Origin of the sequence: Duganella fentianensis (genome assembly GCF_964031615.1) — a bacterium.
Lineage (GTDB): Bacteria > Pseudomonadota > Gammaproteobacteria > Burkholderiales > Burkholderiaceae_D > Rugamonas > Rugamonas fentianensis_A.
The window spans coordinates 1-23,450 of sequence record NZ_CAXIQN010000008.1 but is presented as its reverse complement, the minus strand read 5'-3'; the positions used below and the strand labels follow the sequence as shown (position 1 = coordinate 23,450).

Sequence of the window (23,450 nt, the reverse complement as noted above, 5' to 3'; positions counted from 1 at the left end):
TGGGCTGGAAATTTTGAACTTAGTTGGGGCGGCGAAGTCGGGGACAGGTTTGTCGCCATGACGCCATGTCGCCGCCAGTCCCCGACGTTGTTTCTTCCTCCTTCCCGATATTGCCGGGTGATACCGCATATCGTTTCCTGAGAACTTGAGCGTTGCTTTTAGGAAGTCCTTCCGGCGAACGTGCTGACTGGACGAGGTAGGAATGTGTCTTGCGCTACGGCGGTTGTCACATTTAATACGTGTACCCGTAGTCGGCTAGTTCGCTTCTTATTGCTGAAATGATAATCATGTCAGCGTCAGGCGATACCTGTACGTCAGATACGCGTAGGTAGAGCGTTTCCGTTTGCTGGACGGGATCAGCAAGGTACTCTTGTGCTGTCCGGAAGCCATCCAGTTCAATGCCCAGCATATTGGTATTGATAGGAATAGTGAGCGCAATATACTGATTGGAGGCCATGTTCGCTATGGTCTCAGCCAGTCCAGTGATGACTACGACGATGCCGTCACTGAGCAGGATATCGCAGGCGTCGCTGATGCCGTTCCCGGCAGTAGCGCCGCCCTCTTCGTCGCTGTCGGTCAGGTTGACGCAGTAGGCGTTGAGGACGTTCTGGTAGTAGACCGCTCCGCGATGATGGGCCGTTGGCGTAAGCGGCGACCAATGGGCGATTTTCTCGGCATAACCGAGTGGCAGGTTCGGAGCGCCCGAGAAGATCGGGCCACGCAGATTGGCGGGAATGCTGACGTGCCGACCGAATAGCGCAGGGTCTGCTGGCGTGATGTGGATAGCGACATCAGCATCAACGGGTAGTTCTGCAAGGTGGAGGGCGTTGGTGTTGAGATAGTATCCCGGCGATGTATTCAGATCGGTGGCGGGATCGTCACCCAGACTGACGCGATCATAGTAGTCCAGATTAGAGATGGCGTTAACGGTCGCCATGGCTTCGGCGCTGACGTAGATGGTGGCCTGCATGGTGCTTATCCTTTATTCATTGATGGTATAGCCTTTGCGTAGCAGCTTGAGTTTGTGCCGCTGCTCCACGAGAGGGCGATTGAGGCTGAATAGGCTGAGATCCCTATCGTCATTGATCCGGCTAGCCTGCTTAGTCTGGATGGCGTTTCGTACTACCTGCTCGCCGACGGTGCTGTCGAAGTGGAATCGGCCTGCGCTGTAGCTGACGCGATCTGCGTCGTACTGCGCGCCAGCGATAAACTTCATTGCGTCGGCTGGGGTGTGCATCAGGATCAGCTGGATGGTTTTCCCCGCTCTTTCTGATTTACCGAGGAAGTAGCGCGGGTAGCTGCTAGCCGATTGCGATACATCCTTGAAGGTGTAGGCGAATTGATCTTCTAGAATCCGCAATACGTCAGGGCTCAGGGCGATCAGGTCGATGTCAGTAAATTCGGGATGTACCCGAGGCGAGAGCAGGTGCTTCGTGAATCCGCCGAACAGGTACAGGTGTGGTTCGTTCATGAGGTAATGTGCTAGCCGCTCAGTATCCTGCACGATGTCATGACCAACACAGTCCACGGTGGAGAGGTATCGGCTAGACAGGCAGAGCGCCTTGGATACGAACACGATACCGCTGTGGCCGAACACCAGCTTGCCGAGGTCGAGCGGATAGATGCTGTTGAGGTTTTCGCGTAGTACCAGCCGCTGACCCAGCTGGCAATATAGTGCGAAATACTGGGGCTTTAGCGCGAGGATGTCGGGACTGGGTAGTGGCGGCAGGACCAACGAGTATTCGATGTCTATCCCATGCCATTCGTGCTGGTAGCGCCCGAGCGCTTCCAGCACGTCGGCGTCCAGCGAGATCGAGACGTAATCGACGATGCCTTTGAGATTGGCGATGTGCTGGATTTCGCGGGTGATGATCCTGACCTTGTAGCCATGTTTCTTGATGGTTTGAATCATCGCTAGTAACTGGGGACTGTATTCCTCGAATCTGTATAGTGGATCGGCTCCGCCGCTAATCGTGATAAACGATTTATCACATTTATTGATGAAGGTGGTTATCTCTTCTTCTGATTGTCCGCCGTGGGGAAGTAGTGGCGAATCGCGCCAGTTACAGTATGAGCAGGCCTTGGCGCACCCGAAGCCCTTCTTTTTCCAGTTCACGATGATCGTGAAGTTCTGGCGTGGTTGTTTCATTGGAGTTCCTTCGGGAGCTAGTGGGAGTGAGCGCTATGCCGATTTTTTGCGCGGCAGAGTCAGCGTTTTTGCGGTGTCTGGTGCCGGTCCGGCGTCGGGTACTGTTTTGCTATTGCCTTTTTCTGGTAGGGTAATTGGAGTTCCCTGTTCGGTCAGCAGCTTGGATTTCCAAGCGTCGAGGTCGCCGACGATCACGTGCTGAGTTTCTGCTTCGGGTGCTGCGCCAAGCAGACCTTCGCTGCGTAAGATGGCGGTCATGAACCCGGCGTTATTGCTGCTCTTGCCGACAAACGCATCTTTGAATGTCTTTGATGGGAAGGGCTTGCTAGGCGTCGCTGTGAGGCACTTTTCGATTTGGTCTACTGGAACCCGCTCCCGGCTGAAGTAGCCGCCGCTTTCGTTGGCGGTGATAGCGATGTAGAGCTGCTGGCGATCAGCATCTGCGAGAACCTGATAGTGGATGCTGCCTTCGGCACGCGCACCGAGCTTCGCTGCCATGCCTTCTTTTATGAGCCAGTACGATTGTTCATTGATTCCCTCCTGTAGTGCTGCTTCGGAGGCGGGCTGGACTTCACTGGTTGTGGCGGAAGTGTCCTTGGTCGGGGGCTTGGTCATGTGTTTCTCCATTGATCTATGTAGCTGATTTGGATAGAAAAAATCCCCATGACGCAAAGTCATGGGGATTGATTTTCTGGCTTGATCGATTGCTTGTAATTAGCGGCGGTACTTCAGAGAGAAGTCCACGTCTAAGCTGCGGGGCATTAGTGCTTGCTTGAGGACATTCGTGTTTGTTGTGCTGCTACGCGCGGTGAGTGCGCTGGCCGGAGCATTTTTAGCCGGTAACGGCAGAGTTGGTTTTGCTGTGGTGTTTGTCATGTATGGATTGCTCTTTCTATCTAGGAATGAAAAAAGCCCAAGACCTTGTTCGGGCTTGGGCTTTGGCTGGTATCAACCTTCAAAATAATATATGCGAGAAGTAGGTGTCGATGTCGGTTTTCGCAAGATGATATTCCGTCAACTTCATTGAATCATTGTCGAGGATTAGCATTTGCACTACATTTGCACTACTATAGTTATCTTGTCAACCTTGATCACAGGAACTCAGTCCATGTTTGTTCGCTTTCAGCAGAAAAGTAATGTATTCGCATCCCTGATGCTCGTAGCTACTTTGAGCGGCTGCGCTGCAGTTGCGCCTCCTGCGCGACAGGCTCATGCGACTATTGCCGTGCGCCATTCGCCAGAGCTTAATCGGGTGGGAACGGTCGAGATCGGTGAGTCGATAATCTCAAAAGAATATATTTCCCGCATTCGGGGAATCTCGGTAGCAAGTGCTGTGACCGAATCGGTCAACCCGCCAGGTACGACGAGGATCATGGCTGGAGAGTTTGAGCTACATTCGAGTAGTCCGGAGGGGGAGTATTTTCAAGGAAATGCCGATTATTCGATGTTGGGCCAATCGGTTCCGGTAGGTGAGCGCGCAGGCGTTTTCGTACCTCATGATAAGAATCGCCCGGCGGTCATTTATCACTTTGCCAATGGCTATAAGTACGGGGTCACGCCGATCACGTATGCTCCGAAGGAAATCATCCATTTCACTCCAGAGAGTTTCCGCCGTGAACTCGTTTACAGTGGTATTTCTCAGAACACCGTAACATTTGTCTATCGCGAATTTAAGGATGCCCTTGCGAGGCCTGCGTTCTCTCAAGAACTAAAATATGACCTGACACAAGGGCGCATTGTTGGCTACAAAGGGGCGCGTTTTGAAATTTTGGAGGCTGGAAATACCAGTGTGACATACAAAGTGCTAAGTCTTCTCGAATAATCGAGTGGAGATATGGATATTAACTACACGGTTTTCATCCCACAAGAAAATTTCACCGCTAATGCGGTAATGTACAAGTATCGTGAAGTGAATCATTACTCTTTGTGTTCGCTGATTCTGAATCAAGTTTATTTCTCCAAACCAGTTAATTTTAACGATCCGTTCGAGTTGGTAATAGGGTTGGATGACACTGATTTTAGTCAGACAGTATTGATGCGCGAGTTGCGTGAGGCCGGGATTTTGTGCTTATGCCGATCGCCAAAAAATCTCGCGATGTGGTCTTATTACGGTAGCGGCTTGAGAGGATTCACAGTCGGCTATGACCTAAAGCGTTTATTGGAGACGATGGAGCCTGTTAGTCCCAATAATGATGAATGCACACCGCGTTGGCGCTTTGTTTATGATGTGCATTATTTGGGAGCGCGTGCGGCACCAGTCAACGTGCCAGTGTTGATAGACGGTGATTTAGATTCGAAAAGTAAAGAGTGGAGGAGGATGTTTGCGACTAAGTCGATAGCGTTTGAGCATGAGGATGAGTGTCGTATAGTTGTACCTCCAAGCGCGGATACTGTCCTTCCTTACGCTTGGTCCGGTCACGGGCTATATCAGCACCATGCTGATGCCTTGCGGGAAATAGTATTTGGCGAGCTGTTACCTGAGCATGACGAGTTGGCAATTCGAAGCATTCTGGCTGGCCGTAATGTTTCATTTAGGCGAGCTAAGAGGAATCCACTTAAATTTGAGATTAAAATAATTGATGAATGCTGATGGTGCTGCGGACCTGAAATAGACCGGAGCCAAGGACTGCGAAGTCCAGAAGCGACAACGCCAACCTGCATGGGTTGGCGTTTCGTGAGGTATGTTCTTGGTGGCCCGGGGCGGAATCGAACCACCGACACAAGGATTTTCAATCCTCTGCTCTACCAACTGAGCTACCAGGCCAAGAGGCAGCATTATAGCAGACTTGCAGAGAAGCGCAAGTCTCCCTTTTCTGGCGATGCTAACCGCTATAATGATTGCATGAATATTCCAGCTTCCACCGCTGCGCTGCGCGTGATCGAGAGTGATATCTGTATCGTTGGCAATGGCGCAATTGCCAAGACGACTGCGCTGGGCCTCGCCCAGGCCGGTTTCAGCGTGACTCTGCTGGGTCCGCCTTCGCCGCCACCGGCGCCGGCGGGTTCCGATCCGGGCTGGGATGCCCGCGTTTACGCGCTCAATCACACCGCCTATCGTCTGCTAACTTCGCTTAAAGTGTGGGGAGCGCTCGATGCCAGCCGGGTCGCACCGGTGGATGCCATGATCGTACAGGGCGATGGCGCACAGGCGGGTGGCCTCGGGTTCGACGCCTACGGTGCGCGTACCGATACGCTGGCATGGATCATGGAAGACCGCAATATTGCGCAGGCACTCGATGCCGCGCTGCGCTTTGCGCAGAATGTGCAGCAGGTGGAAGGCTGTGCCACCGCCCTGTTGCAGACGCAGGATAGTGCCACAGTGCAACTTCAGAGCGGCAGTTGCATCAAGTCGCAGCTAGTGGTGGGCGCCGACGGTGCCCAGTCGTGGGTGCGTGGTCAGTGCGATATCGGCTTTGACTACCGCAGCTACAACCAGCGCGCCGTGGTTTCCAACTTTGCCTGCGAGCTGCCGCACCATGGCGCTGCCTACCAGTGGTTCACGGGTGTGGACGGCATCGTGGCGCTGTTGCCGCTGCCCGGCAATCAGGTGTCGCTGGTTTGGTCGGCGCCCGATGCGCTGGCCGATACCCTGCGTAGCGAGTCGGCCGCGCAGATTGCCGCGCGGTTGGCCGTGTATGCGCAGGAAAAGCTCGGTGCGCTGACACCGCTGCAGCCGGAGCTGGTACGTGACTTCCCCCTGCGCCTGATCCGCCCCCATTCCATGGTGGCGCAGCGGGTGGCGCTGGTGGGCGATGCCGCCCACGTGGTGCACCCGATGGCCGGCCACGGCATGAATCTGGGCTTTGCCGATGTGGCGCAGTTGGTCAAAACCCTGAGCGAGCGCGAGCCGCAGCGCAGCCTCGGCGACGAGCGCGTACTGGCCCGCTATGCCCGCGCGCGCAAGGAAGATGTGTTGCTGATGCAGCTGACCACGGACGGTCTGGCGCGGCTATTCGGGGCAAATATCGAGCCGCTGCGCGTGGCGCGCAATTTCGGATTAAACTTGCTGGATAAATTGCCCGCGGTGAAGCGTCTGCTGATTTCCCACGCGCTGGGAAAATAGTCGTTTAGCGGTCTCGCTGCGGGTCTGTCTGTTGTTACCGGAGAAGTTATGAGTATGAGTAAGCTGGGTTTGCTGTTGATGTCGGCGCTGATGGCCGGTTGTGTGAGCGCTGAAACGCCGTCGACCGAAGCCATCCGCAAACTGGTGGAGCCCCGTCTGGGCACCAATGTGAAGGTCGATTCGGTTAAGGAAACCCCTTACGCCGGCCTGTACGAAGTACGGGTCGGCACCGACATTCTGTACACCGACAAGACGGCGACCTATCTGTTCTCCGGTCACGTGTTCAATCTGGTCACCAGCACCGATCTGACCAAGGAACGGCTGGATGAAATCAACCGTATCAAATTCTCCGATCTGCCGCTGGACAAGGCCATCAAGACCGTCAAGGGTGATGGTAAACGCGTGATCGCCGTGTTCGAAGATCCGAACTGCGGCTACTGCAAGCGCTTCCGTCAGACCACGCTGAAGGATACCGACAACGTTACGATCTACACCTTCATGTACAACATTCTGGCCGAGGATTCCTTCGTCAAGTCGAAGAACATCTGGTGCTCGCTGGACCGTAGCCAGGCATGGGATGACTGGATGATCCGTAACAAGCCTGCCGCCCCTGCATCGGCCAACTGCGTTGCGCCTAACGACGAAGTGCTGGAACTGGGCCGCAAGCTGGGCGTGAACGGTACGCCAGCGATCTTCTTCGCTGACGGTAGCCGTGTGCCGGGCGCGATCGATAGCAAAATGCTGGAAGAGAAGCTGGCCAAGATTAAGCAGTAAAGCGTCATATCCCGGGCCGCAGTTCTGTGGCCCGGACTACGTTGTCCTCGTTGTTCAACCCAAGTTTAGTTCTAGTGACGTGCAACCGCAGCACCGACAGGAGACTCGTATGATTACCTTGAACATCAATGGCAAAGACATGCAGGTGGACGCAGATCCATCGACGCCGATTTTGTGGGCGCTGCGTGATAATCTGAATCTGACCGGCACCAAGTTCGGTTGCGGCGCGGCGCTGTGCGGCGCCTGCACCGTGCATCTGGGTGGACAGCCTATCCGCTCCTGCGTAACGCCGATTTCGGCCGCCGTGGGCCAGAAGATCACCACCATCGAAGCGATGGAAAATGATAAGGTGGGCAAGGCCGTGCAGGCTGCATGGGTCAAGCTCGATGTGCCGCAGTGCGGCTACTGCCAGAGTGGCCAGATCATGAGCGCCACGGCGCTTCTGCGCACCAATAAAGCGCCGTCCGATGCCGACATCGACAACGCTATGAGTGGCAACATCTGCCGCTGTGGCACCTATCAGCGTATTCGTGCGGCCATCAAGGATGCCGCTAAATCCATCGCCTAAAGGAGATCGTCATGCGTATCGAATGGATGCAGCAGGAAACGCAGGTGGACACTCCGAAAAATGTCGAGGCAGCGGGCGGGGTTTCGCGCCGCGGCTTCATGAAGGCGGGTGCCGTGGCGGGCGGTGGTCTGGTGCTGGGCTTCTTCCTGCCCACCGGCGGCCGCTTCGCGCAGGCGCAGCAGGCGCAGGCCAAGGTGTATCAGCCTAACGCTTTCCTGCATATCAGTACCGATAACCGCGTTACCGTGCAGGTGAACCGGCTGGAATTCGGTCAGGGTGTGCAGACTTCGCTGCCCATGCTGATCGCCGAAGAACTCGATGCCGACTGGTCGAAAGTGAACGGCGCACTGGCACCGGCCGGCAACCAGTACAAAGACCCTGCGTTCGGTATCCAGATTACCGGTGGTTCGGGCAGTATCGCCCACTCGTATATCCAGTACCGCGAAATCGGCGCGCGTGCGCGCGCCATGCTGATTGCCGCGGCAGCCGAGCAGTGGAAGGTGCCGGCCGAGCAGGTACGCACTTCGCGCAGCATGCTGCTGGGGCCAGCGGGACAGAAGGCCAGCTATGGCAGCATGGCCGATGCCGCCATGCGCCAGCCAGTACCGGCCAGCGTCAAGCTGAAAGATCCCAAGGATTTCCAGTTCATCGGCAAGCCTATGAAGCGGCTCGATGCGGCTGTCAAATCTAACGGCAAGCAGCAGTTCGGCATGGACTTCAAGGCGCCCAATAGCAAGGTGGCGGTGGTGGCTCGTCCGCCCGTGTTCGGCGCCAAGGTGGCCAAATTCGATGCCAGCAAGGCCAAGGCGATCAAGGGTGTGATTGAAGTGCTGCCGGTTAGCACCGACCGTGGCGGTAACGGTGTAGTCGTCATCGCCGATGGCTACTGGCCGGCCAAGATGGGGCGCGACGCGCTGGTGATCGAATGGGATACCAGCGCTGTCGAAAAAGTCAGCAGCAGCGCGCAGATGGCCAGCTACAAGGCGCTGGCGCAGCAGGCCGGCAAACCGGCACGCAAGGCCGATACCTCCAAGCTGGCCGGCGCAGCGAAAAAAATCTCGGCCGTCTACGAGTTCCCTTATCTGGCGCATACGCCGATGGAACCGCTCAACTGCGTGGTCGATCTGCGTGCCGATGGCTGCACGGTGTGGGCCGGTTCGCAGTTCCAGACCATCGATCAGGGCGCGATTGCGGCGACCGCCGGTCTGAAGCCGGAGCAGGTGGTGCTGAATACCATGATGGCCGGTGGCGGCTTCGGCCGCCGTGCCGTGCCTAGCTCGGATTATCTGGTGGAAGCCGTCAACGTGGCCAAAGTCTGGCGTGCGGCCGGCAAGACGGAACCAGTGAAAGTGATCTGGAGCCGCGAGGACGATATCAAGGGCGGCTACTACCGTCCATCCCATGTGCATCGCGCCGATCTGGGGCTGGATGACAAGGGCAACATCGTCGCGTGGGACCATGTGATCGTTGGCCAGTCGATTATCAGCGGTACGCCGTTCGAGGCTATGATGGTCAAGGACGGCATCGATGCCACCATGGTGGAAGGCATGGGTGAACCATATGAGGTACCGCTCAACCTGAGCGCGCATACCGTCAAGGCCAATGTGCCGGTGCTGTGGTGGCGCTCGGTGGGCTCGACCCACACGGCGTTTGTGATGGAAACCCTGATCGATGAAGCGGCACACGCTGCCGGCATGGATCCGGTGGCCTATCGTAAGAAGCTGATCGGCGAGAAAGGCAAGCGCCATCTGGCTGCGCTCGATCTGGCCGTGGCCAAATCCGGTTATGGCAAGAAGGCTTTGCCGAAGGGGCAGGCATGGGGCGTGGCCGTGCATGAATCGTTCAACACGGCGATTGCCTATGTGGTGGTGGCGTCGGTGAAGAACGGTGTGCCCAAGCTGCACAAGGTGACTGCGGGCGTGCACTGCAATCAGGCGGTGAATCCGCTCACCATCGAAGCGCAGATTCAGGGCGCCGCGCTGATGGGGCTGGGCATGACCTTGCCCGGTGCCGCCATTACGCTGAAAGATGGCGTGGTGGAGCAGCAGAACTTCAGCGACTACACGCTGGCACGCATGACGGATATGCCGGTAATCGATGTGCACATCGTGCCCTCGAACGACCCGCCTACCGGCATGGGTGAACCGGGCCTGCCGCCGCTGGCGCCGGCCTTTGCCAATGCGCTGTTCAAACTAACCGGTAAGCGTCTGCGCAAACTGCCGTTTGATCTCGCCAGTGCCTGATTCCATGGCACTGGTCGGCGTTTTGCTGGCCGCCGGACGGGGGCAGCGGTTTGACCCGTCCGGAGTTCAGAACAAGCTGTTGCAGCCCCTGCCCACTGGCGAACCCGTGGTGGCAGCCAGTGCGCGCAATCTGCTGGCGGCTGCACCCCGTGTGCTGGCCGTAGTGCGCCGTGGCGATACGGCAGTAGCGGAGCTGCTCGCGCAGCTTGGTTGCGAGGTGCTGGTCTGTGATAATGCTGAGGATGGCATGGCCGCGAGTCTGACGCTGGCGCTGCGTGCCGCCAGCAAGGCGCACGGCTGGCTGATTGCACTGGGCGATATGCCGTATGTGCAGCCGCAGACCATGCGCGAACTGCTGGCCACTGTAGCCCGTGGCGCCCGCATCGCGGCGCCCGTGTATCAGGGCCAGCGCGGCAATCCGGTGGCATTCAGCGACTATCATTTACCATTGCTGCTGGCGCTACAGGGCGATCAGGGCGCGCGCGCCATTTTAAAGAATCACGCAGTCAGTGAACTGGTGGTGGATGATGAGGGCGTGATCCGCGACATCGACACCCGCGCAGATTTGTAATCAAGGAATCACATGAAAAAACCTAACAAGAATAAAGCAGCGATCGCCTACAGCATCATCGGCCACGATCTGGCCGCGCACCTGTTCCGCGTCACGCTGACGGTGGCCCAGCCAGACGAAGGCGGGCAGATTTTTGCGCTGCCGGCATGGATACCGGGCAGCTATATGATCCGCGAATTTTCGCGCAATATCGTGCGCATCCATGCCGAGTCCAACGGCCAGCCGGTGGCGCTGACCAAGCTCGATAAGCATAGCTGGCAGGCCGCGCCGCTGAAAGACCGTGGCGCCAGCCTGACGGTGCATTACGAAGTCTATGCATGGGATCTGTCGGTACGCGCGGCCCATCTGGACCAGAACCATGCGTTCTATAACGGCACTAGCGTATTCCTGCGCGTGCTGGGGCAGGAAAACCTGCCGCATGTGGTGGATATCCAGCGTCCGGCCGATCCGGCTGCGCGCAACTGGCGCGTGGCTACCTCGCTGCCGGAACTCAAGGCCAAACGCTATGGCTATGGCACCTACGTGGCAGGCGACTATGATGAACTGATCGACCATCCGGTCGAGCAGGGCGATTTTGCGCTGGCCACCTTCAAGGCGCACGGTATCCCGCACGATATCGTGATTACCGGCAAAGTGCCGAATCTGGACATGGCGCGCCTGAGCGCCGATCTGAAGAAAATCTGCGAAACCCAGATTGCATTCTTCGAGCCGAAGACCCGTAAAGCACCGATGAACCGCTATGTGTTCATGACCATGGCGGTGGGCGATGGCTATGGCGGACTGGAACACCGCGCTTCGACGGCGCTGATCTGCGCCCGTGCTGATCTGCCTAGCACCAAAGCGGCCAGCAAGGACATTAGCGACGGCTATCTGCAGTATCTGGGCCTGTGCAGCCATGAGTACTTCCACACGTGGAACGTCAAACGCATCAAGCCGGCCGTATTCGCACCGTACAATCTGCAGGTGGAGAACTACTCGCCGCTGCTGTGGTTATTCGAAGGCTTCACCAGCTACTACGATGATCTGATGCTGGTGCGCGCCGGCCTGATTAACGAGCAGACCTATTTCAAACTGGTAGCCAAGACGGTGGGCAGTGTGCTGCGCGGTAGCGGCCGCACCAAGCAGAGCGTGGCCGATTCCAGTTTCGACGCATGGGGCAAGTACTACCGTCAGGACGAGAATGCACCGAACGCCATCGTCAGCTACTACACCAAGGGTTCGCTGGTGGCGCTGGCGCTGGATCTCAGCATCCGCGCCAAGACGGGCGGCAAAAAGTCGCTCGACGACGTGATGCGCACTTTGTGGCAGCGCTATGGCGCCAGCTTCTATCATGGCGCAGGCCGTGGCGTAACGCCGGCCGAAGCGGAAGCTCTATTCGATGAAATCAGCGGCGGCCGTTTCAAACCGTTCTTCGACAAATACGTGCGCGGAACGGAAGACCTGCCGCTCGCCAAGTTACTGGCACCGTTCGGCGTCAAGTACGCGGACGAGCGCAAGTCAGCCAAGCCTAGTCTGGACGTGAATCCGGGCAAAGATGGCAACGACTGCAAACTCAATAGCGTGCATGAAGGCGGCGCGGCGCACCGTGCCGGTCTGTCGGCTGGCGACGTGCTGGTGGCGATCGATGGTCTGCGCGTCACGGCGAATAATCTGGAAGCGCTGCTGTCGCGTTACGGCGTCGGCTCGCAGATCAGCGTGCACGCGTTCCGCCGTGATGAACTGATGACCTTCAGCCTTACCCTGCAGGGGGACCGTGTGCCCGGCATCAGTCTGAGCTTGGATGCTGCCGGCAAAAAGGCCGGTACACCGCAACGTCCAAGTCAGGACGGATAAGCCGCTATGCTGCTCGATCCGGCTACTCTGATCTTCATGTCGGTGCTGATGGCGATCGCCATGAGCATCGTGCTGTTTTCGTCGTATTACAGCTATCCACCCGAGATCAAAGGCCTCAACTACTGGGCTAGCAGTCTGCTCATGCTGGTGGCCGGGGCCGGTCTGTTTGCTTCCAACCGGTTGGGCGTGCCCGATCTGGTGGTGCTGCTGACGGCTAATTCGGCGTTTGTCTGCGGTGTCGGCCTGACGCTGATCGGTACACAGAAATTCTATGGCCTCAAGCCTTCATGGTGGCTGTTCTCGCTACTGTGGGTGCTCTGTCTGGCCGGCGTGACTTACTGGCATGTGTGGGATCCCAGCTTCAGTGCGCGGGTAGCGGTGTTCTCCTATCTGGTGTCGGTGTATTACTTCTACCTCACCATCATCGTGTGGCGCCACGGCGAGCCGCACTTCTCCACCCGCTTCCTGTATGTGCTGCTGGGTCTACAGTCGGTAGTGGTGTTCACACGCGGCACACTGGCCATGCTGTTTGGTTCCGAACTGGCGAATATCATGGTGAGCGGCCCGTTCCAGAGCCTGTATCTGGCGCTGGGGCAGTTCATGATTCTGCTGCTGGCGGTCAGTTTCAACACCGTGTCGACTCGCCGCCTGCAAGGGCTGCTGGAGCGCCGTTCCACGCTGGACCCGTTGACGCAGGTGCTGAACCGGCGCGGCTTTGCCGATGTCTATGCCAAGGAACTGGGGCTGATGCGGCGCCAGTTCACGGTGATGACGGTACTGAGCATCGATCTGGATTACTTCAAGAAGATCAACGATACGCATGGCCACATCATCGGTGACCGCGTGCTGGTGGAAGTGGCTGGGCTGATCGGCAAGGCCTTGCGCGTGTCCGATCACATCGCCCGCTTCGGCGGCGAGGAATTCGTCGTACTGCTGCCGGAAACGGGACTCGATCGTGCGCTGCAGATAGCCGAACGCATACTCAAGGCGGTGCGCGCTTCCGGTGCGCATGGGCTGCCTGCGTACACGGTCAGCATAGGCGTGGCCTGTCAGAGCAGTCCGGAGGAAAATCTGGATGGCTTGTTGCTGCGGGCGGATCAGGCGCTGTATCGCGCCAAGGATGGTGGCCGCGATCGCATCGAGATCGCGGCGCCGGTGGTGACCTCGGCGCCAGCGGCGCCGGTAATGCCAGTCCTTGCACCAGAGGTGCAGGTAGCTAAAGCCTAGTCGAACAGGCGCGCTAGTTCGGCGCCCGGATCGGCTGCGCGCATAAACGCTTCGCCAACGAGGAAGCTGTGCACGTTGGCCGCGCGCATGCGCTCCACATCAGCCGGCACCAGTATGCCCGATTCGGTGATGACGATTTTCTCGGCAGGGATGCGGTCCAGCAGACCCAGCGTGGTATCCAGCGTCACATCGAAGGTGCGCAGGTTGCGGTTGTTGATGCCTACCAGTGCCGTCTTCAGGCGCAGCGCTGCATCGAGTTCCGCTGCATCGTGAGTTTCTACCAGCACGCCCATACCCAGTTCATGCGCGCAGGCCTCCATCTCGGCCATCAGGCCGTGATCGAGCGCCGAAACGATCAGCAGAATGGCGTCGGCACCCATGGCGCGCGCTTCATAGATCTGGTACAGATCGATCATGAAATCCTTGCGCAGTACCGGCAACTGGCAGGCCGCGCGGGCCTGCTGCAGATAGGCTACCGAACCCTGAAAGAACTGCTCGTCCGTCAGCACCGACAGGCAGGCCGCGCCATGCTGGGCATAGCTGGCGGCGATGTCGGCGGGACGGAAATCGGCGCGGATCACGCCTTTCGACGGCGAGGCTTTCTTGATTTCGCTGATGACGGCAGGTTTGCCGGCGGCGATTTTGCTACGCAGGCTGGCTTCGAAGCCGCGCAGACCGGCGCGCAGTTCGTTATTACCTTCTACCTCGGCGCGCAGGCTGGCATAGCTGAGCTGCTGTTTGGCAGCGGCCACTTCCTGTGCTTTGACGGCGAGGATTTTATTGAGTATGTCGGACATGTTGGATACCAGAGTAAGTTGGTGTGGTGCGGGCGTAGCGCCTAGTTGTACTGTCCCAGCGTTTGCGTGACCTGCACGAACTGTTCAATTTTCTTGATCGCGGCGCCGGAAGTGATGGCTTCGCGCGCACGCACCAGACCATCTTCGATCGAACTGGCTACCCCGGCGGCATACAGCGCAGTGGCAGAATTGAGCGCGACGATATCGAAGGCCGCACCCGGTTCACCGCGCAGCGCTTCCATCATCTTGGCTTTGGATTCGGTCGCGTCCGCCACTTTCAGATTGCGGCTGGCGATCATCTGCAGGCCGAAGTCTTCCGGATGAATTTCGTATTCGCGGATTTCGCCGTTGACCAGTTCACCCACCAGCGTGCTGGCACCCAGCGACACTTCATCCATATTGTCGCGGCCATACACCACCAGAGCATGCTGGGCGCCAAGGCGCTGCAGTACGCGCACCTGAATACCGACGAGGTCGGCGTGGAATACGCCCATCAGGATATTCGGCGCACCGGCCGGGTTGGTCAGCGGGCCCAGAATATTGAAGATGGTGCGCACGCCCAGTTCGCGCCGCACCGGTGCCGCGTGCTTCATGGCGGCGTGGTGATTCGGTGCGAACATGAAGCCTATGCCCGTCTGGGCGATGGACTGGGCGATCTGTTCCGGTTTCAGATTGATGTTGGCGCCCAGCGATTCGATCACGTCGGCACTGCCGGACGAGGACGAAACGCTGCGGCCGCCGTGTTTGGCCACGCGTGCGCCGGCAGCTGCGGCGACGAACATGGAAGCGGTCGAGATGTTGAACGTGTGGGCACCGTCGCCGCCTGTGCCGACGATGTCGAGCAGGCCGCGGGTGTCGGCCATCGGCACTTTGGTGGAGAACTCGCGCATGACCTGCGCGGCGGCGGTGATCTCGCCTATGGTTTCCTTTTTCACGCGCAAGCCCATGGTCAGGGCAGCGATCATGGTGGGCGACATTTCACCGGACATGATCTGGCGGAACAGATGCAGCATCTCGTCGTGGAAAATCTCGCGGTGTTCAATGCAGCGCAGCAGTGCTTCTTGATGGGTGATAGGCATGGCAATCCTCGCAATAATTTGGCACAGATAGTCAGTTAAACGCGCCCTTGCAGGCGCAGGCAGGAGCGCGCACGCAGCGCGCTGCCAGCCTTGGGCTTAACGAACCAGGAAGTTTTTCAGCAGTGCGTGACCGTGTTCCGACAGGATGGACTCGGGGTGGAACTGCACGCCCTCGATGTCGTATTCCTTGTGGCGCACGCCCATGATTTCGCCGTCGTCGGTCCATGCCGTCACTTCGAGGCAGGCCGGCAGCGAGCTGCGTTCGATGGCCAGCGAGTGATAGCGGATCACTGTGAAAGGCGAGGGCAGATTCTTGAAGACGCCCACGCCGGTATGCGCGATGAGAGAGGTTTTGCCATGCATGACCTGCTTGGCGCGGATAACTTTTCCGCCAAAGGCTTCGCCTATGGCCTGATGGCCGAGGCACACGCCCAGTATCGGTTTCTTGCCAGCGAAGTGCTTGAGCACTGCGATGGAGATGCCTGCCTGCGCCGGATCTTTAGGACCCGGCGAGATGCAGATGTGGTCGGGATTGAGGGCTTCGATTTCCTCAATGGTGATTTCGTCGTTGCGGTAGACCCGCACGTCTTCGCCCAGTTCGCCGAAATACTGCACGATGTTGTAGGTGAAGGAGTCGTAGTTGTCGATCATCAGCAGCATCTTAGAACTCCCCATCCAGACCATCTTGCACTTGTTCGGCAGCGCGCAGTACGGCGCGCGCCTTGTTTTCAGTTTCCTGCCATTCCATTTCCGGTATCGAATCGGCGACGATGCCGGCGGCGGCCTGCACATACAGCATGCCGTCCTTGATCACGCCGGTACGGATGGCAATCGCCACGTCCATTTCGCCGCCGAAGGACAGGTAGCCGCAAGCGCCGCCGTAGATGCCGCGCTTGGAGATTTCCAGTTCGTCGATGACTTCCATGGCGCGTACTTTCGGCGCGCCCGTCAGCGTGCCGGCCGGGAAGGTGGCGCGCAGCACGTCCAGATTGGACAGGCCGGATTTCAGCTTGCCTTCCACGTTGGAGACGATGTGCTGTACGTGCGAATACTTTTCGATCACCAGACGGTCGGTGACTTTCACCGTGCCGATGTCGGAGATGCGGCCCAGATCATTGCGCGCCAGATCGATCAGCATCACATGTTCGGCGATTTCTTTCGGATCGGCCAGCAGTTCGGTGGCCAGTTCGGCATCGCGTTCCGGCGTCGAACCGCGCGGACGCGTGCCGGCAATCGGGCGCAGCGTCACGCGCTTCTCGCCGTCCGGCAGGGTCTCGTTACGCACCAGAATTTCCGGCGATGCCCCGACAATCTGCATGTCGCCGAAATTGTAGAAGTACATATACGGCGACGGGTTCAGCGAGCGCAGCGCGCGGTACAGCGTGAGCGGCGAATCCACATACGGCTTGCGGATGCGCTGTCCGATCTGCACCTGCATCAGGTCACCGGCCATCACGTATTCGTGGGCGCGGGCCACAGCTTTCAGATAGTCTTCCTTGGCGAACTCGCGGATCGCTTCGGTGCGCACGGAAGCGCTGGTAACCGGTGCATCGACGCCACGGCGCAGCATGATGCGCAGGTCTTTCAGGCGCTGGCGGGCTTTGGAATAGGCTTCCGGCTGGGACGGATCGGCATACACGATCAGATACAGTTTGCCGGACAGGTTGTCGATCACGGCCAGTTCTTCCGTCACCATCAGCTGGATGTCGGGCAGGCCCAGATCATCTTTCGGCTGGGTGTTGGCCAGCGTCTTTTCGATATGGCGCACCGTGTCGTAGCCGAAGTAGCCAGCCAGACCGCCGCAGAAGCGCGGCATGCCGGGACGCAGGGCCACTTTGAAGCGTTTCTGGTAGCTCTCGATGAAGTCGAGCGGATTGCCTTCGTGCGTCTCGATCACCGTACCGTTCTTGACGATCTCGGTGCGGTGGCCGAAGGTGCGCAGCACCGTAGTGGCGGGCAGACCGATGAAGGAGTAGCGGCCGAAACGTTCGCCGCCCACGACCGACTCCAGCAGGAAGGTATTCTTGCCGGCGTTCTGGGTCTGGGCCAGTTTCAGGTATAGCGTGAGCGGGGTTTCGAGATCGGCAAAAGCTTCGGCGATCAGAGGGATGCGGTTGTAGCCGTCGGTGGCCAACGATTTGAATTCGAGTTCGGTCATGTCTGTTCTCCATGCCGCCTGTAGAGCGATGGATGTGGTACAGGCGGTGGTGGTTCAAAAAACCTGTCGCGCAGCAGCGCAACAGCAATCAGTTCGGCTTAGTTTTGCCAGGATTGCCAGCGTCGCCAAAGCCAGGCCTCAATCGCGCCGGTTTGGTTGACTTGGTGTTTTTTGAACAGAGACATTACGGTCAGCGTTGGTTCAGCTAAGGTTAATTTTGCGAACGAATCAAAGTTGCCGCGGATAGCAGCGTGTCTACTATACCATCGGAATCGATGGTGTGTATAGCCTCTCCGTGATTGTAGCCGTAAGGGACGGTCAGCACGGGGCAACCCGCTGCCCGTGCGGCTTGCGCGTCATTCGACGAGTCGCCGATGGCCACTACCTGCGCGGCCGGCAGGCCGAAATCGGCGCAGACCGTCTGCAACGGCAGGGGATCGGGTTTTTTACGCGCCAGCGAATCGCCGCCATACACCACCTCAAAATAGCTGTTCAGGCCTTTGGCGGCCAGCAGCGGGGTAGTGAAACTGATCGGTTTATTGGTCACGCAGGCCAGTCGCAGGCCTTGTTGTTTTAGCGCACTCAGGCCTTCCAGCACTTCGGGATACAGGCTGCTGAATTGACCATTGATGCGTAAGTAGTGGCGCTGGTAGGCGTCCATCGCCTGGGCAAACTTGGCCTCGACCTGATCGGCTGCCAGATCCAGCGCCAGTACGGCGCGGATCAGGTTTTCCGAGCCTTTGCCCACCATCAGGGTGATCTGTTCCTGACTGATCGGGGCGAGGCCCAGCTCTTCACGCATGCTGTTGATCGCGACGTGGAAGTCGGGAATCGTGTCCAGCATGGTGCCGTCGAGGTCGATGATTGCGGCGCGTACGCCTGCCAGCACACTCATGCTTACACCTTGGCCAGATTGGCGCGCATGGCGTCGATCACGGCCTTGTAGTCCGGCTGGCCGAAGATGGCCGAGCCGGCCACGAAGGTGTCGGCACCCGCTGCCGCAGCGGCGGCGATGTTGTCGATCTTGATGCCGCCATCGACTTCCAGCATGATGTCGCGGCCCGACTCGTCGATCTTGCGGCGTGCCAGCGCGATCTTTTTCAGCGCTTCGGGGATGAAGGACTGACCGCCGAAGCCCGGATTGACGGACATAATCAGGATCATGTCGATCTTGTCCATCACGTGATCCAGATAGTGCAGCGGCGTACCCGGATTGAATACCAGACCGGCTTTGCAGCCATGGTCGCGGATCAGTTGCAGGCTGCGGTCGATGTGTTCGGACGCTTCCGGATGGAAGGTGATGATGTTGGCACCGGCTTTGGCAAAGTCGGGGATGATGCGGTCTACCGGTTTCACCATCAGGTGCACGTCGATCGGCACGTCCACATGCGGACGGATCGCCTGACACACCATAGGGCCGATGGTCAGGTTAGGTACGTAATGGTTATCCATGACGTCGAAGTGGATAATGTCGGCGCCAGCGCTGACGACGTTACGCACTTCCTCGCCCAGACGGGCGAAGTCGGCGGACAGAATGCTGGGAGCGATGCGGAAATTGGACATGGGATGGGCCTGCATTAAAAAAAGATGCGCTATTTTACGCTGCACGGCGCTTGTGCGCCTGTTTTCAGGCGCGCCGTCCTTGCATACGGGGGCGATTTGGGGTGCAATGGCAGTCTGGCGATATACAATCGCCAACCTTGCTGAGAGTGCCAGTGCACTCGCCCCGATTTAAGGAATCTGAATGGCCACTTATGCAATGACGGTGACGGTCCGTACCCAGTATCTGCCCGAGCAGTCTGATCCGGAGCGTACCAATTTCGTGTTCACCTACTCGATCACGATCAAGAATACGGGTAAGGTGGCAGCCCAGCTGATTTCGCGCCACTGGGTGATCACGGATGCCAACAACCATACGGAAGAAGTGCGCGGCCTCGGTGTGGTCGGCCATCAGCCGCTGCTGCAGCCGGGCGAGCAGTTCGAGTACACCAGCGGTACCGGCCTGCGTACGCCGCAGGGCTCCATGTATGGCGAGTACTTCTGCGTGGCCGAAGACGGTCACCGCTTCGAAGTGCCGATCCCTGAATTTGTCCTGTCGCTGCCGCGCACCCTGCATTAATACTGATCAGGGCTGATCAGTTTTGATCATTGCGCTGGTTCTGCGCTGGCGGTTCATCGTCGCGCGGCTTGGGCTTGGGTGCATACATGGTCCACCAGACGATGAACACCAGCAGGAAAAACGCCACGCATGCTTCTATCATCAATATCCACATAACAGTCCTTATGTTCTCCACACGTCGTAGTCTACCTGTTCCGCTCACTCTCGTCGCGCTGGCTTTGGCCGCCTGTACTTCGACCCCGCTGCCGCCCGATACCAGCCGCGCCCCGGTCACGCCTGTGCCTGCCCCTGTACCGGAGCCTGCGCCAGCGCCGGTTCCAGCGCCTGCGCCAGCCAAGCCGGCCGTCATGCAGCTGGTGCCAGCGTCGTTCAGCGCGCTGCCGGGCTGGGAAAAGGATGATCTGCGCGCCGCTTGGCCGGCTTTTATGTCGTCCTGTGCCGTGCTGGCGAAGCAGCCCAACTGGAAGGAGTCGTGCAGTATCGCCCGCAGCGTGAATAGCAACGATGACAAGGCGATCCGCACGTTCTTTGAAGCGTTCATGCAGCCCAATCAGGTCATCGCGCCGGATGGTTCTAATGAGGGGCTGGTCACCGGCTACTACGAACCGCTGCTGCGCGGTGCCCGCAAAAAGGGCGGCCCGTATCAGACTCCGTTGTATAAAGTGCCGGAAGATATGATCACGGTCGATCTGGCCAGCGTGTATCCGGAACTGAAAGGGATGCGCCTGCGCGGCAAGCTGGTGGGCAAGAAGCTGGTGCCGTATGCCACCCGCGCCGATATCGAAAAAGCCGACTTCGCCGGCAAGGAACTGCTGTGGGTGGATGATCCGGTCGAATCGTTCTTCCTGCAGGTGCAGGGTTCGGGGCGGGTGCAGCTGACTGATAGCAAGGAAACCGTGCGCGTGGCCTATGCCGATCAGAACGGTCATCCGTACAAATCCATCGGCAAATATCTGGTAGAGAAGGGCGAGCTGACGCTGGAGCAGGCTTCGGCGCAGGGCATCAAGGCGTGGATCGCTGGTCATCCTACCCGCATGCAGGAACTGTTCAATGTGAACCCCAGCTATGTGTTCTTCAAAGAGGAGCGCCTGCCGGACCCGAAAATCGGCCCGAAAGGGGCGCTCGGTGTGCCGCTGACGCCATCGCGTTCGGTTGCCATCGACGCGTCGCAACTGCCGCTGGGCGCGCCCGTATTCCTCTCGACCACCATGCCGAACAGCGATATTCCGCTGCAGCGGCTGGTAATGGCGCAGGATACGGGCGGTGCTATCCGTGGTGCTATCCGCGTCGACTACTTCTTCGGCTTCGGCACCGAGGCAGCGGAAAACGCTGGCCGCATGAAGCAGCGCGGCAATGTCTGGGTGCTGTTACCCAAGCAGGTGCAATAAGTCGACCGTTCAGGGTGTCACCGTCGCCAGCGCCTCTGGTGGTTTTCTCAGGTTGGGGTTGAGTGCCATGGCGACGGTAAGCAGGATGCCGCCCGCCGCCATGCAGGCCATGCCGGTGCGTATGCCATAGTGTTCGCCCAGATAGCCACCTATCAGTGCACCGGCCGGTGCGCTGGCCACGGTAAGGAAACGCATGGTGGAGACCATGCGCCCCAGATAGGCATCCGGTGTAACTTTTTGCCTCAATGTCATATAGGGCATAAAGAACAGCATCACACCGCAGTCGAGCATCATGGTAACCAGTGCGCTGGCAACAGCGCTGGCGATAGGGCTGCCGAATAAGTTGGCTGGGATCATGGGCATGGCCGTGAATGCGCAGGCAGTCAGACCTATGCCTATCAAGACCGTGGTGCCGAGGCCGTAACGTGCGTTCAATGGGCGCAGTAGCAATGAGCTGAGCATCACGCCCACGCCGCCTATCATCTGGGCCATGCCGAGCAGGCCGGGCGTCATACCTAGCTCGCGCGTGCCAAACAATACGCCCAGCGCGGTAAAACCATAGAACAGCATGTGCCATGCTCCCGCGCTCCATGCCAGCATGCGCAGCAGCGGGTTGCGCCAGATGAATAGCAGGCCATCATGTATATCGTGCAGCATGTGCTGCTGCGAAGGTTCCGGTTTGGGATCGTTGGCATCCAGCCGGCGCAATATGAGAATAGAGAAAATAAAGCCCAGTGCGTTGAAGATCACGGCAAAAGGTGCCGTCAGCCATTGAACCAGTACACCGGCAATGCCGGGCGCGACGATGCGGGCGATGGAATCGACTGCAGCAAATTTGGACTGGGCTTCGATCAGCTTTTCGCGGCCTATCAGATTGGTGAGAAAAATCTGTTCCGCTCCGCCTCCTATCAGTGAGCAGCAGCCATTGAGTAGAGCGACCACATACATCCACTCTATGCTTAGTCGTCCCAGCCAGTAGGCCAGCGGAATACTGCCGAGCGCAGCCGCCTGTACCATTTTGCTGGCTAGCAGTACCGGTAATTTGCGTTGTCGGTCAAGGAATACGCCGGCCGGTAAGGCCAGCAACGCGAAAGGTATGGCAGCGGCGGCGCCCAGTATGCCCATCTGGGACGGTGTAGCATGCAGCAGGATGGCCGAACAGAGGGGCAGGGCGAGTGCACTGATATAACTACCAAAGTCGTTGAGGATGGCGCTGATCCAGTAGCGGACGAAATTGCCATTGCGTAGCAAGGCGTCACGCTCCAGATAATCTTGAACTTTGCGATTTAGCGAGGGAAGAATGGTAGCGTCCGGTAGTCTAGGCCTATCAAACTATGATACCAGTGCAACGGTTAGGCGCTACAATCGCAGAGTAAATTCCCACCATCTAGGAGACAGCTATGCAGTATGAAGACCTGATCGTTGAGGTGCACGAAAAAGTAGCACTGATCCGTTTGAATCGTCCCAAGGCGCTGAATGCCTTGAATGACCGCATGATGAACGAGTTGGGCGATGCTCTGCAGAAGTTCGATGCCGACCCTGCTATCGGCTGTATCGTGCTGACGGGTAGCGAGAAGGCCTTTGCTGCAGGTGCCGACATTGCTGCCATGGCGGACTATACCTATGTAGATACCTATCGTGACAACTACATTACCCGCAACTGGGAGCACATCCTGCGTATCCGTAAGCCGGTGGTAGGCGCTGTGGCCGGTTATGCACTAGGTGGTGGTTGCGAACTGGCCATGATGTGCGATTTCCTGATTGCGGCCGATTCGGCCAAATTCGGTCAGCCGGAAATCAAGGTTGGTGTGACTCCCGGTGCGGGCGGCACCCAGCGCCTGCCACGCGCCATCGGTAAAGCCAAGGCCATGGATCTGCTGCTAACGGCACGTACCATCGACGCCGCTGAAGCCGAGCGCATCGGTCTGGTATCGCGCGTAGTACCCGCGGACAAACTGATCGAAGAAGTGCTGACGGCTGCTAAGCAGATCGCCGCGATGCCAACCTCGGTAGCCATGATGATCAAGGATGCAGTGAACCGCGCCTTCGAAACCACTTTGACGGAAGGCGTGAATTACGAGCGCCGCCTGTTCCAGGCTGCTTTCGGTACGCCTGCTCAAAAAGAAGGCATGCATGCTTTCCTCGAAAAACGTGCGCCGAATTTCGACGGCATGTAATTAGCGGGATGCCGATAGCCTCTCACTATGTAATTCAAGTAATTGCATAGTGAGGGTTGACGAGTTCCGGAAATCCCTGCATAATCTCGCTTCTCTGCTGCTGACAAACAAAACGATTTGTCGAAACGCAGCAAGTAGTGCCAAAGAGTTCTTTAAAAATTCACAGTCGATAAGTGTGGACGTTTGATGAAAGTGCACGCGAAGCTAGTCTTCGTGATACTTAAAAAATATCAAATGTTCACAAGAAATAAATGAAATAGGACGCTTCGTAAAAGAAGCGAACTGTCAGTATTTTGAGTGAGCG

Annotated in this window: 23 protein-coding genes and 1 tRNA gene; 12 read left to right on the top strand and 12 right to left on the bottom strand. The window is 58.1% G+C overall.

Annotated features, from left to right (window positions below):
- Positions 1-232: 232 nt before the first annotated feature.
- Genes ABNT42_RS04735 through ABNT42_RS04725 form a run of 3 tightly spaced genes read right to left on the bottom strand, consistent with a single transcriptional unit; the run spans position 233 to position 2,764 of the window.
- Positions 233-970 carry a hypothetical protein gene (locus ABNT42_RS04735; protein WP_348694708.1) on the bottom strand — a complete coding sequence of 246 codons (738 nt, stop codon included), beginning with the start codon at positions 968-970 and terminating at the stop codon, positions 233-235.
- Between the two features lie 12 nt (positions 971-982).
- Positions 983-2,149: a radical SAM protein gene (locus ABNT42_RS04730; RefSeq protein ID WP_348694705.1), complete on the bottom strand. Its 1,167-nt coding sequence runs from the start codon at positions 2,147-2,149 to the stop codon at positions 983-985.
- 33 nt (positions 2,150-2,182) lie between these two features.
- Positions 2,183-2,764, bottom strand: coding sequence for a hypothetical protein (locus ABNT42_RS04725; RefSeq protein ID WP_348694702.1), 582 nt, complete (start codon positions 2,762-2,764; stop codon positions 2,183-2,185).
- Between the two features lie 493 nt (positions 2,765-3,257).
- On the opposite strand from ABNT42_RS04725, the gene ABNT42_RS04720 reads away from it, so the two are divergent.
- Together ABNT42_RS04720 and ABNT42_RS04715 are read left to right on the top strand one after the other, a co-directional pair.
- Positions 3,258-3,971 (top strand): hypothetical protein, encoded by a 714-nt coding sequence (locus ABNT42_RS04720; protein ID WP_348694699.1) that lies wholly within the window; start codon positions 3,258-3,260, stop codon positions 3,969-3,971.
- A 12-nt stretch (positions 3,972-3,983) separates the two neighbouring features.
- Entirely contained in the window at positions 3,984-4,739 is a 756-nt protein-coding gene (locus ABNT42_RS04715; RefSeq protein WP_348694696.1) for a DUF2971 domain-containing protein, read from the top strand.
- Between the two features lie 98 nt (positions 4,740-4,837).
- Here ABNT42_RS04715 and ABNT42_RS04710 read toward each other — a convergent pair.
- Positions 4,838-4,913: transfer RNA gene (locus ABNT42_RS04710), tRNA-Phe, on the bottom strand.
- 78 nt (positions 4,914-4,991) lie between these two features.
- Here ABNT42_RS04710 and ABNT42_RS04705 point away from each other — a divergent pair.
- The 7 genes from ABNT42_RS04705 (at position 4,992) to ABNT42_RS04675 (ending at position 13,428) form a co-directional block, all read left to right on the top strand.
- Complete coding sequence (locus tag ABNT42_RS04705; protein WP_348694694.1) at positions 4,992-6,212, top strand: FAD-dependent monooxygenase; 1,221 nt, start codon at positions 4,992-4,994, stop codon at positions 6,210-6,212.
- Between the two features lie 48 nt (positions 6,213-6,260).
- The gene (locus ABNT42_RS04700) at positions 6,261-6,986 is read left to right on the top strand and encodes a DsbC family protein (RefSeq protein WP_348694692.1); all 726 of its coding nucleotides are present in this window, start codon (positions 6,261-6,263) and stop codon (positions 6,984-6,986) included.
- A 109-nt stretch (positions 6,987-7,095) separates the two neighbouring features.
- Positions 7,096-7,554, top strand: coding sequence for a (2Fe-2S)-binding protein (locus tag ABNT42_RS04695; RefSeq protein WP_155436148.1), 459 nt, complete (start codon positions 7,096-7,098; stop codon positions 7,552-7,554).
- An 11-nt stretch (positions 7,555-7,565) separates the two neighbouring features.
- On the top strand, positions 7,566-9,797 hold the full coding sequence (locus ABNT42_RS04690) for a xanthine dehydrogenase family protein molybdopterin-binding subunit (RefSeq protein ID WP_348694688.1): 2,232 nt from the start codon (positions 7,566-7,568) through the stop codon (positions 9,795-9,797).
- A gap of 4 nt (positions 9,798-9,801) precedes the next feature.
- Positions 9,802-10,368: a nucleotidyltransferase family protein gene (locus tag ABNT42_RS04685; protein ID WP_348695240.1), complete on the top strand. Its 567-nt coding sequence runs from the start codon at positions 9,802-9,804 to the stop codon at positions 10,366-10,368.
- Between the two features lie 12 nt (positions 10,369-10,380).
- Entirely contained in the window at positions 10,381-12,201 is a 1,821-nt protein-coding gene (locus tag ABNT42_RS04680) for a PDZ domain-containing protein (protein WP_348694685.1), read from the top strand.
- Positions 12,202-12,207: 6 nt separating this feature from the next.
- Positions 12,208-13,428 (top strand): GGDEF domain-containing protein, encoded by a 1,221-nt coding sequence (locus tag ABNT42_RS04675; protein ID WP_348694683.1) that lies wholly within the window; start codon positions 12,208-12,210, stop codon positions 13,426-13,428.
- Here the strand turns inward: ABNT42_RS04675 and trpC are convergent.
- From trpC to rpe, 6 genes are all read right to left on the bottom strand, one after another.
- Complete coding sequence (gene trpC, locus ABNT42_RS04670) at positions 13,425-14,225, bottom strand: indole-3-glycerol phosphate synthase TrpC (protein ID WP_348694680.1); 801 nt, start codon at positions 14,223-14,225, stop codon at positions 13,425-13,427. The two genes, ABNT42_RS04675 and trpC, sit on opposite strands and share 4 nt — an antisense overlap.
- A gap of 41 nt (positions 14,226-14,266) precedes the next feature.
- Entirely contained in the window at positions 14,267-15,304 is a 1,038-nt protein-coding gene (gene trpD, locus ABNT42_RS04665) for an anthranilate phosphoribosyltransferase (protein WP_348694678.1), read from the bottom strand.
- A 96-nt stretch (positions 15,305-15,400) separates the two neighbouring features.
- A complete protein-coding gene (locus tag ABNT42_RS04660; protein ID WP_155436143.1) occupies positions 15,401-15,964 on the bottom strand; it encodes an aminodeoxychorismate/anthranilate synthase component II in 564 nt (187 codons plus the stop codon).
- Between the two features lies 1 nt (position 15,965).
- A complete protein-coding gene (gene trpE, locus ABNT42_RS04655; RefSeq protein WP_348694676.1) occupies positions 15,966-17,462 on the bottom strand; it encodes an anthranilate synthase component I in 1,497 nt (498 codons plus the stop codon).
- 211 nt (positions 17,463-17,673) lie between these two features.
- A complete protein-coding gene (locus tag ABNT42_RS04650; RefSeq protein WP_348694674.1) occupies positions 17,674-18,357 on the bottom strand; it encodes a phosphoglycolate phosphatase in 684 nt (227 codons plus the stop codon).
- 2 nt (positions 18,358-18,359) lie between these two features.
- On the bottom strand, positions 18,360-19,025 hold the full coding sequence (gene rpe / locus ABNT42_RS04645; RefSeq protein ID WP_161040987.1) for a ribulose-phosphate 3-epimerase: 666 nt from the start codon (positions 19,023-19,025) through the stop codon (positions 18,360-18,362).
- A gap of 181 nt (positions 19,026-19,206) precedes the next feature.
- Here rpe and apaG point away from each other — a divergent pair, with 181 nt between their 5' ends.
- Positions 19,207-19,581, top strand: a complete 375-nt coding sequence (apaG, locus tag ABNT42_RS04640; RefSeq protein ID WP_348694670.1) for a Co2+/Mg2+ efflux protein ApaG — start codon at positions 19,207-19,209, stop codon at positions 19,579-19,581.
- 16 nt (positions 19,582-19,597) lie between these two features.
- Here apaG and ABNT42_RS04635 read toward each other — a convergent pair whose 3' ends face one another.
- Positions 19,598-19,723, bottom strand: a complete 126-nt coding sequence (locus ABNT42_RS04635; protein WP_348694668.1) for a hypothetical protein — start codon at positions 19,721-19,723, stop codon at positions 19,598-19,600.
- A gap of 22 nt (positions 19,724-19,745) precedes the next feature.
- Between ABNT42_RS04635 and ABNT42_RS04630 the strand changes: the two genes are divergently transcribed.
- Entirely contained in the window at positions 19,746-20,969 is a 1,224-nt protein-coding gene (locus tag ABNT42_RS04630) for a murein transglycosylase A (RefSeq protein WP_348694665.1), read from the top strand.
- Positions 20,970-20,978: 9 nt separating this feature from the next.
- Here ABNT42_RS04630 and ABNT42_RS04625 read toward each other — a convergent pair whose 3' ends face one another.
- Positions 20,979-22,220, bottom strand: a complete 1,242-nt coding sequence (locus tag ABNT42_RS04625) for an MFS transporter (RefSeq protein ID WP_348694662.1) — start codon at positions 22,218-22,220, stop codon at positions 20,979-20,981.
- A gap of 149 nt (positions 22,221-22,369) precedes the next feature.
- Between ABNT42_RS04625 and ABNT42_RS04620 the strand changes: the two genes are divergently transcribed.
- Positions 22,370-23,146: an enoyl-CoA hydratase gene (locus ABNT42_RS04620; protein ID WP_348694660.1), complete on the top strand. Its 777-nt coding sequence runs from the start codon at positions 22,370-22,372 to the stop codon at positions 23,144-23,146.
- Positions 23,147-23,450: the final 304 nt, after the last annotated feature.

What these genes read in the sequence shown, in the direction of transcription:
- trpE (WP_348694676.1), bottom strand. Translation starts at nt 17,462, where the DNA reads ATGACCGAACTCGAATTCAAATCGTTGGCCACCGACGGCTACAACCGC.
- ABNT42_RS04700 (WP_348694692.1), top strand. Translation starts at nt 6,261, where the DNA reads ATGAGTATGAGTAAGCTGGGTTTGCTGTTGATGTCGGCGCTGATGGCC.
- ABNT42_RS04680 (WP_348694685.1), top strand. Translation starts at nt 10,381, where the DNA reads ATGAAAAAACCTAACAAGAATAAAGCAGCGATCGCCTACAGCATCATC.
- ABNT42_RS04630 (WP_348694665.1), top strand. Translation starts at nt 19,746, where the DNA reads ATGTTCTCCACACGTCGTAGTCTACCTGTTCCGCTCACTCTCGTCGCG.
- ABNT42_RS04675 (WP_348694683.1), top strand. Translation starts at nt 12,208, where the DNA reads ATGCTGCTCGATCCGGCTACTCTGATCTTCATGTCGGTGCTGATGGCG.
- ABNT42_RS04635 (WP_348694668.1), bottom strand. Translation starts at nt 19,723, where the DNA reads ATGATAGAAGCATGCGTGGCGTTTTTCCTGCTGGTGTTCATCGTCTGG.
- ABNT42_RS04620 (WP_348694660.1), top strand. Translation starts at nt 22,370, where the DNA reads ATGCAGTATGAAGACCTGATCGTTGAGGTGCACGAAAAAGTAGCACTG.
- ABNT42_RS04720 (WP_348694699.1), top strand. Translation starts at nt 3,258, where the DNA reads ATGTTTGTTCGCTTTCAGCAGAAAAGTAATGTATTCGCATCCCTGATG.
- ABNT42_RS04730 (WP_348694705.1), bottom strand. Translation starts at nt 2,149, where the DNA reads ATGAAACAACCACGCCAGAACTTCACGATCATCGTGAACTGGAAAAAG.
- ABNT42_RS04690 (WP_348694688.1), top strand. Translation starts at nt 7,566, where the DNA reads ATGCGTATCGAATGGATGCAGCAGGAAACGCAGGTGGACACTCCGAAA.
- rpe (WP_161040987.1), bottom strand. Translation starts at nt 19,025, where the DNA reads ATGTCCAATTTCCGCATCGCTCCCAGCATTCTGTCCGCCGACTTCGCC.
- apaG (WP_348694670.1), top strand. Translation starts at nt 19,207, where the DNA reads ATGGCCACTTATGCAATGACGGTGACGGTCCGTACCCAGTATCTGCCC.
- ABNT42_RS04725 (WP_348694702.1), bottom strand. Translation starts at nt 2,764, where the DNA reads ATGACCAAGCCCCCGACCAAGGACACTTCCGCCACAACCAGTGAAGTC.
- trpD (WP_348694678.1), bottom strand. Translation starts at nt 15,304, where the DNA reads ATGCCTATCACCCATCAAGAAGCACTGCTGCGCTGCATTGAACACCGC.
- ABNT42_RS04660 (WP_155436143.1), bottom strand. Translation starts at nt 15,964, where the DNA reads ATGCTGCTGATGATCGACAACTACGACTCCTTCACCTACAACATCGTG.
- ABNT42_RS04715 (WP_348694696.1), top strand. Translation starts at nt 3,984, where the DNA reads ATGGATATTAACTACACGGTTTTCATCCCACAAGAAAATTTCACCGCT.
- ABNT42_RS04705 (WP_348694694.1), top strand. Translation starts at nt 4,992, where the DNA reads ATGAATATTCCAGCTTCCACCGCTGCGCTGCGCGTGATCGAGAGTGAT.
- ABNT42_RS04685 (WP_348695240.1), top strand. Translation starts at nt 9,802, where the DNA reads ATGGCACTGGTCGGCGTTTTGCTGGCCGCCGGACGGGGGCAGCGGTTT.
- ABNT42_RS04735 (WP_348694708.1), bottom strand. Translation starts at nt 970, where the DNA reads ATGCAGGCCACCATCTACGTCAGCGCCGAAGCCATGGCGACCGTTAAC.
- ABNT42_RS04695 (WP_155436148.1), top strand. Translation starts at nt 7,096, where the DNA reads ATGATTACCTTGAACATCAATGGCAAAGACATGCAGGTGGACGCAGAT.
- ABNT42_RS04650 (WP_348694674.1), bottom strand. Translation starts at nt 18,357, where the DNA reads ATGAGTGTGCTGGCAGGCGTACGCGCCGCAATCATCGACCTCGACGGC.
- trpC (WP_348694680.1), bottom strand. Translation starts at nt 14,225, where the DNA reads ATGTCCGACATACTCAATAAAATCCTCGCCGTCAAAGCACAGGAAGTG.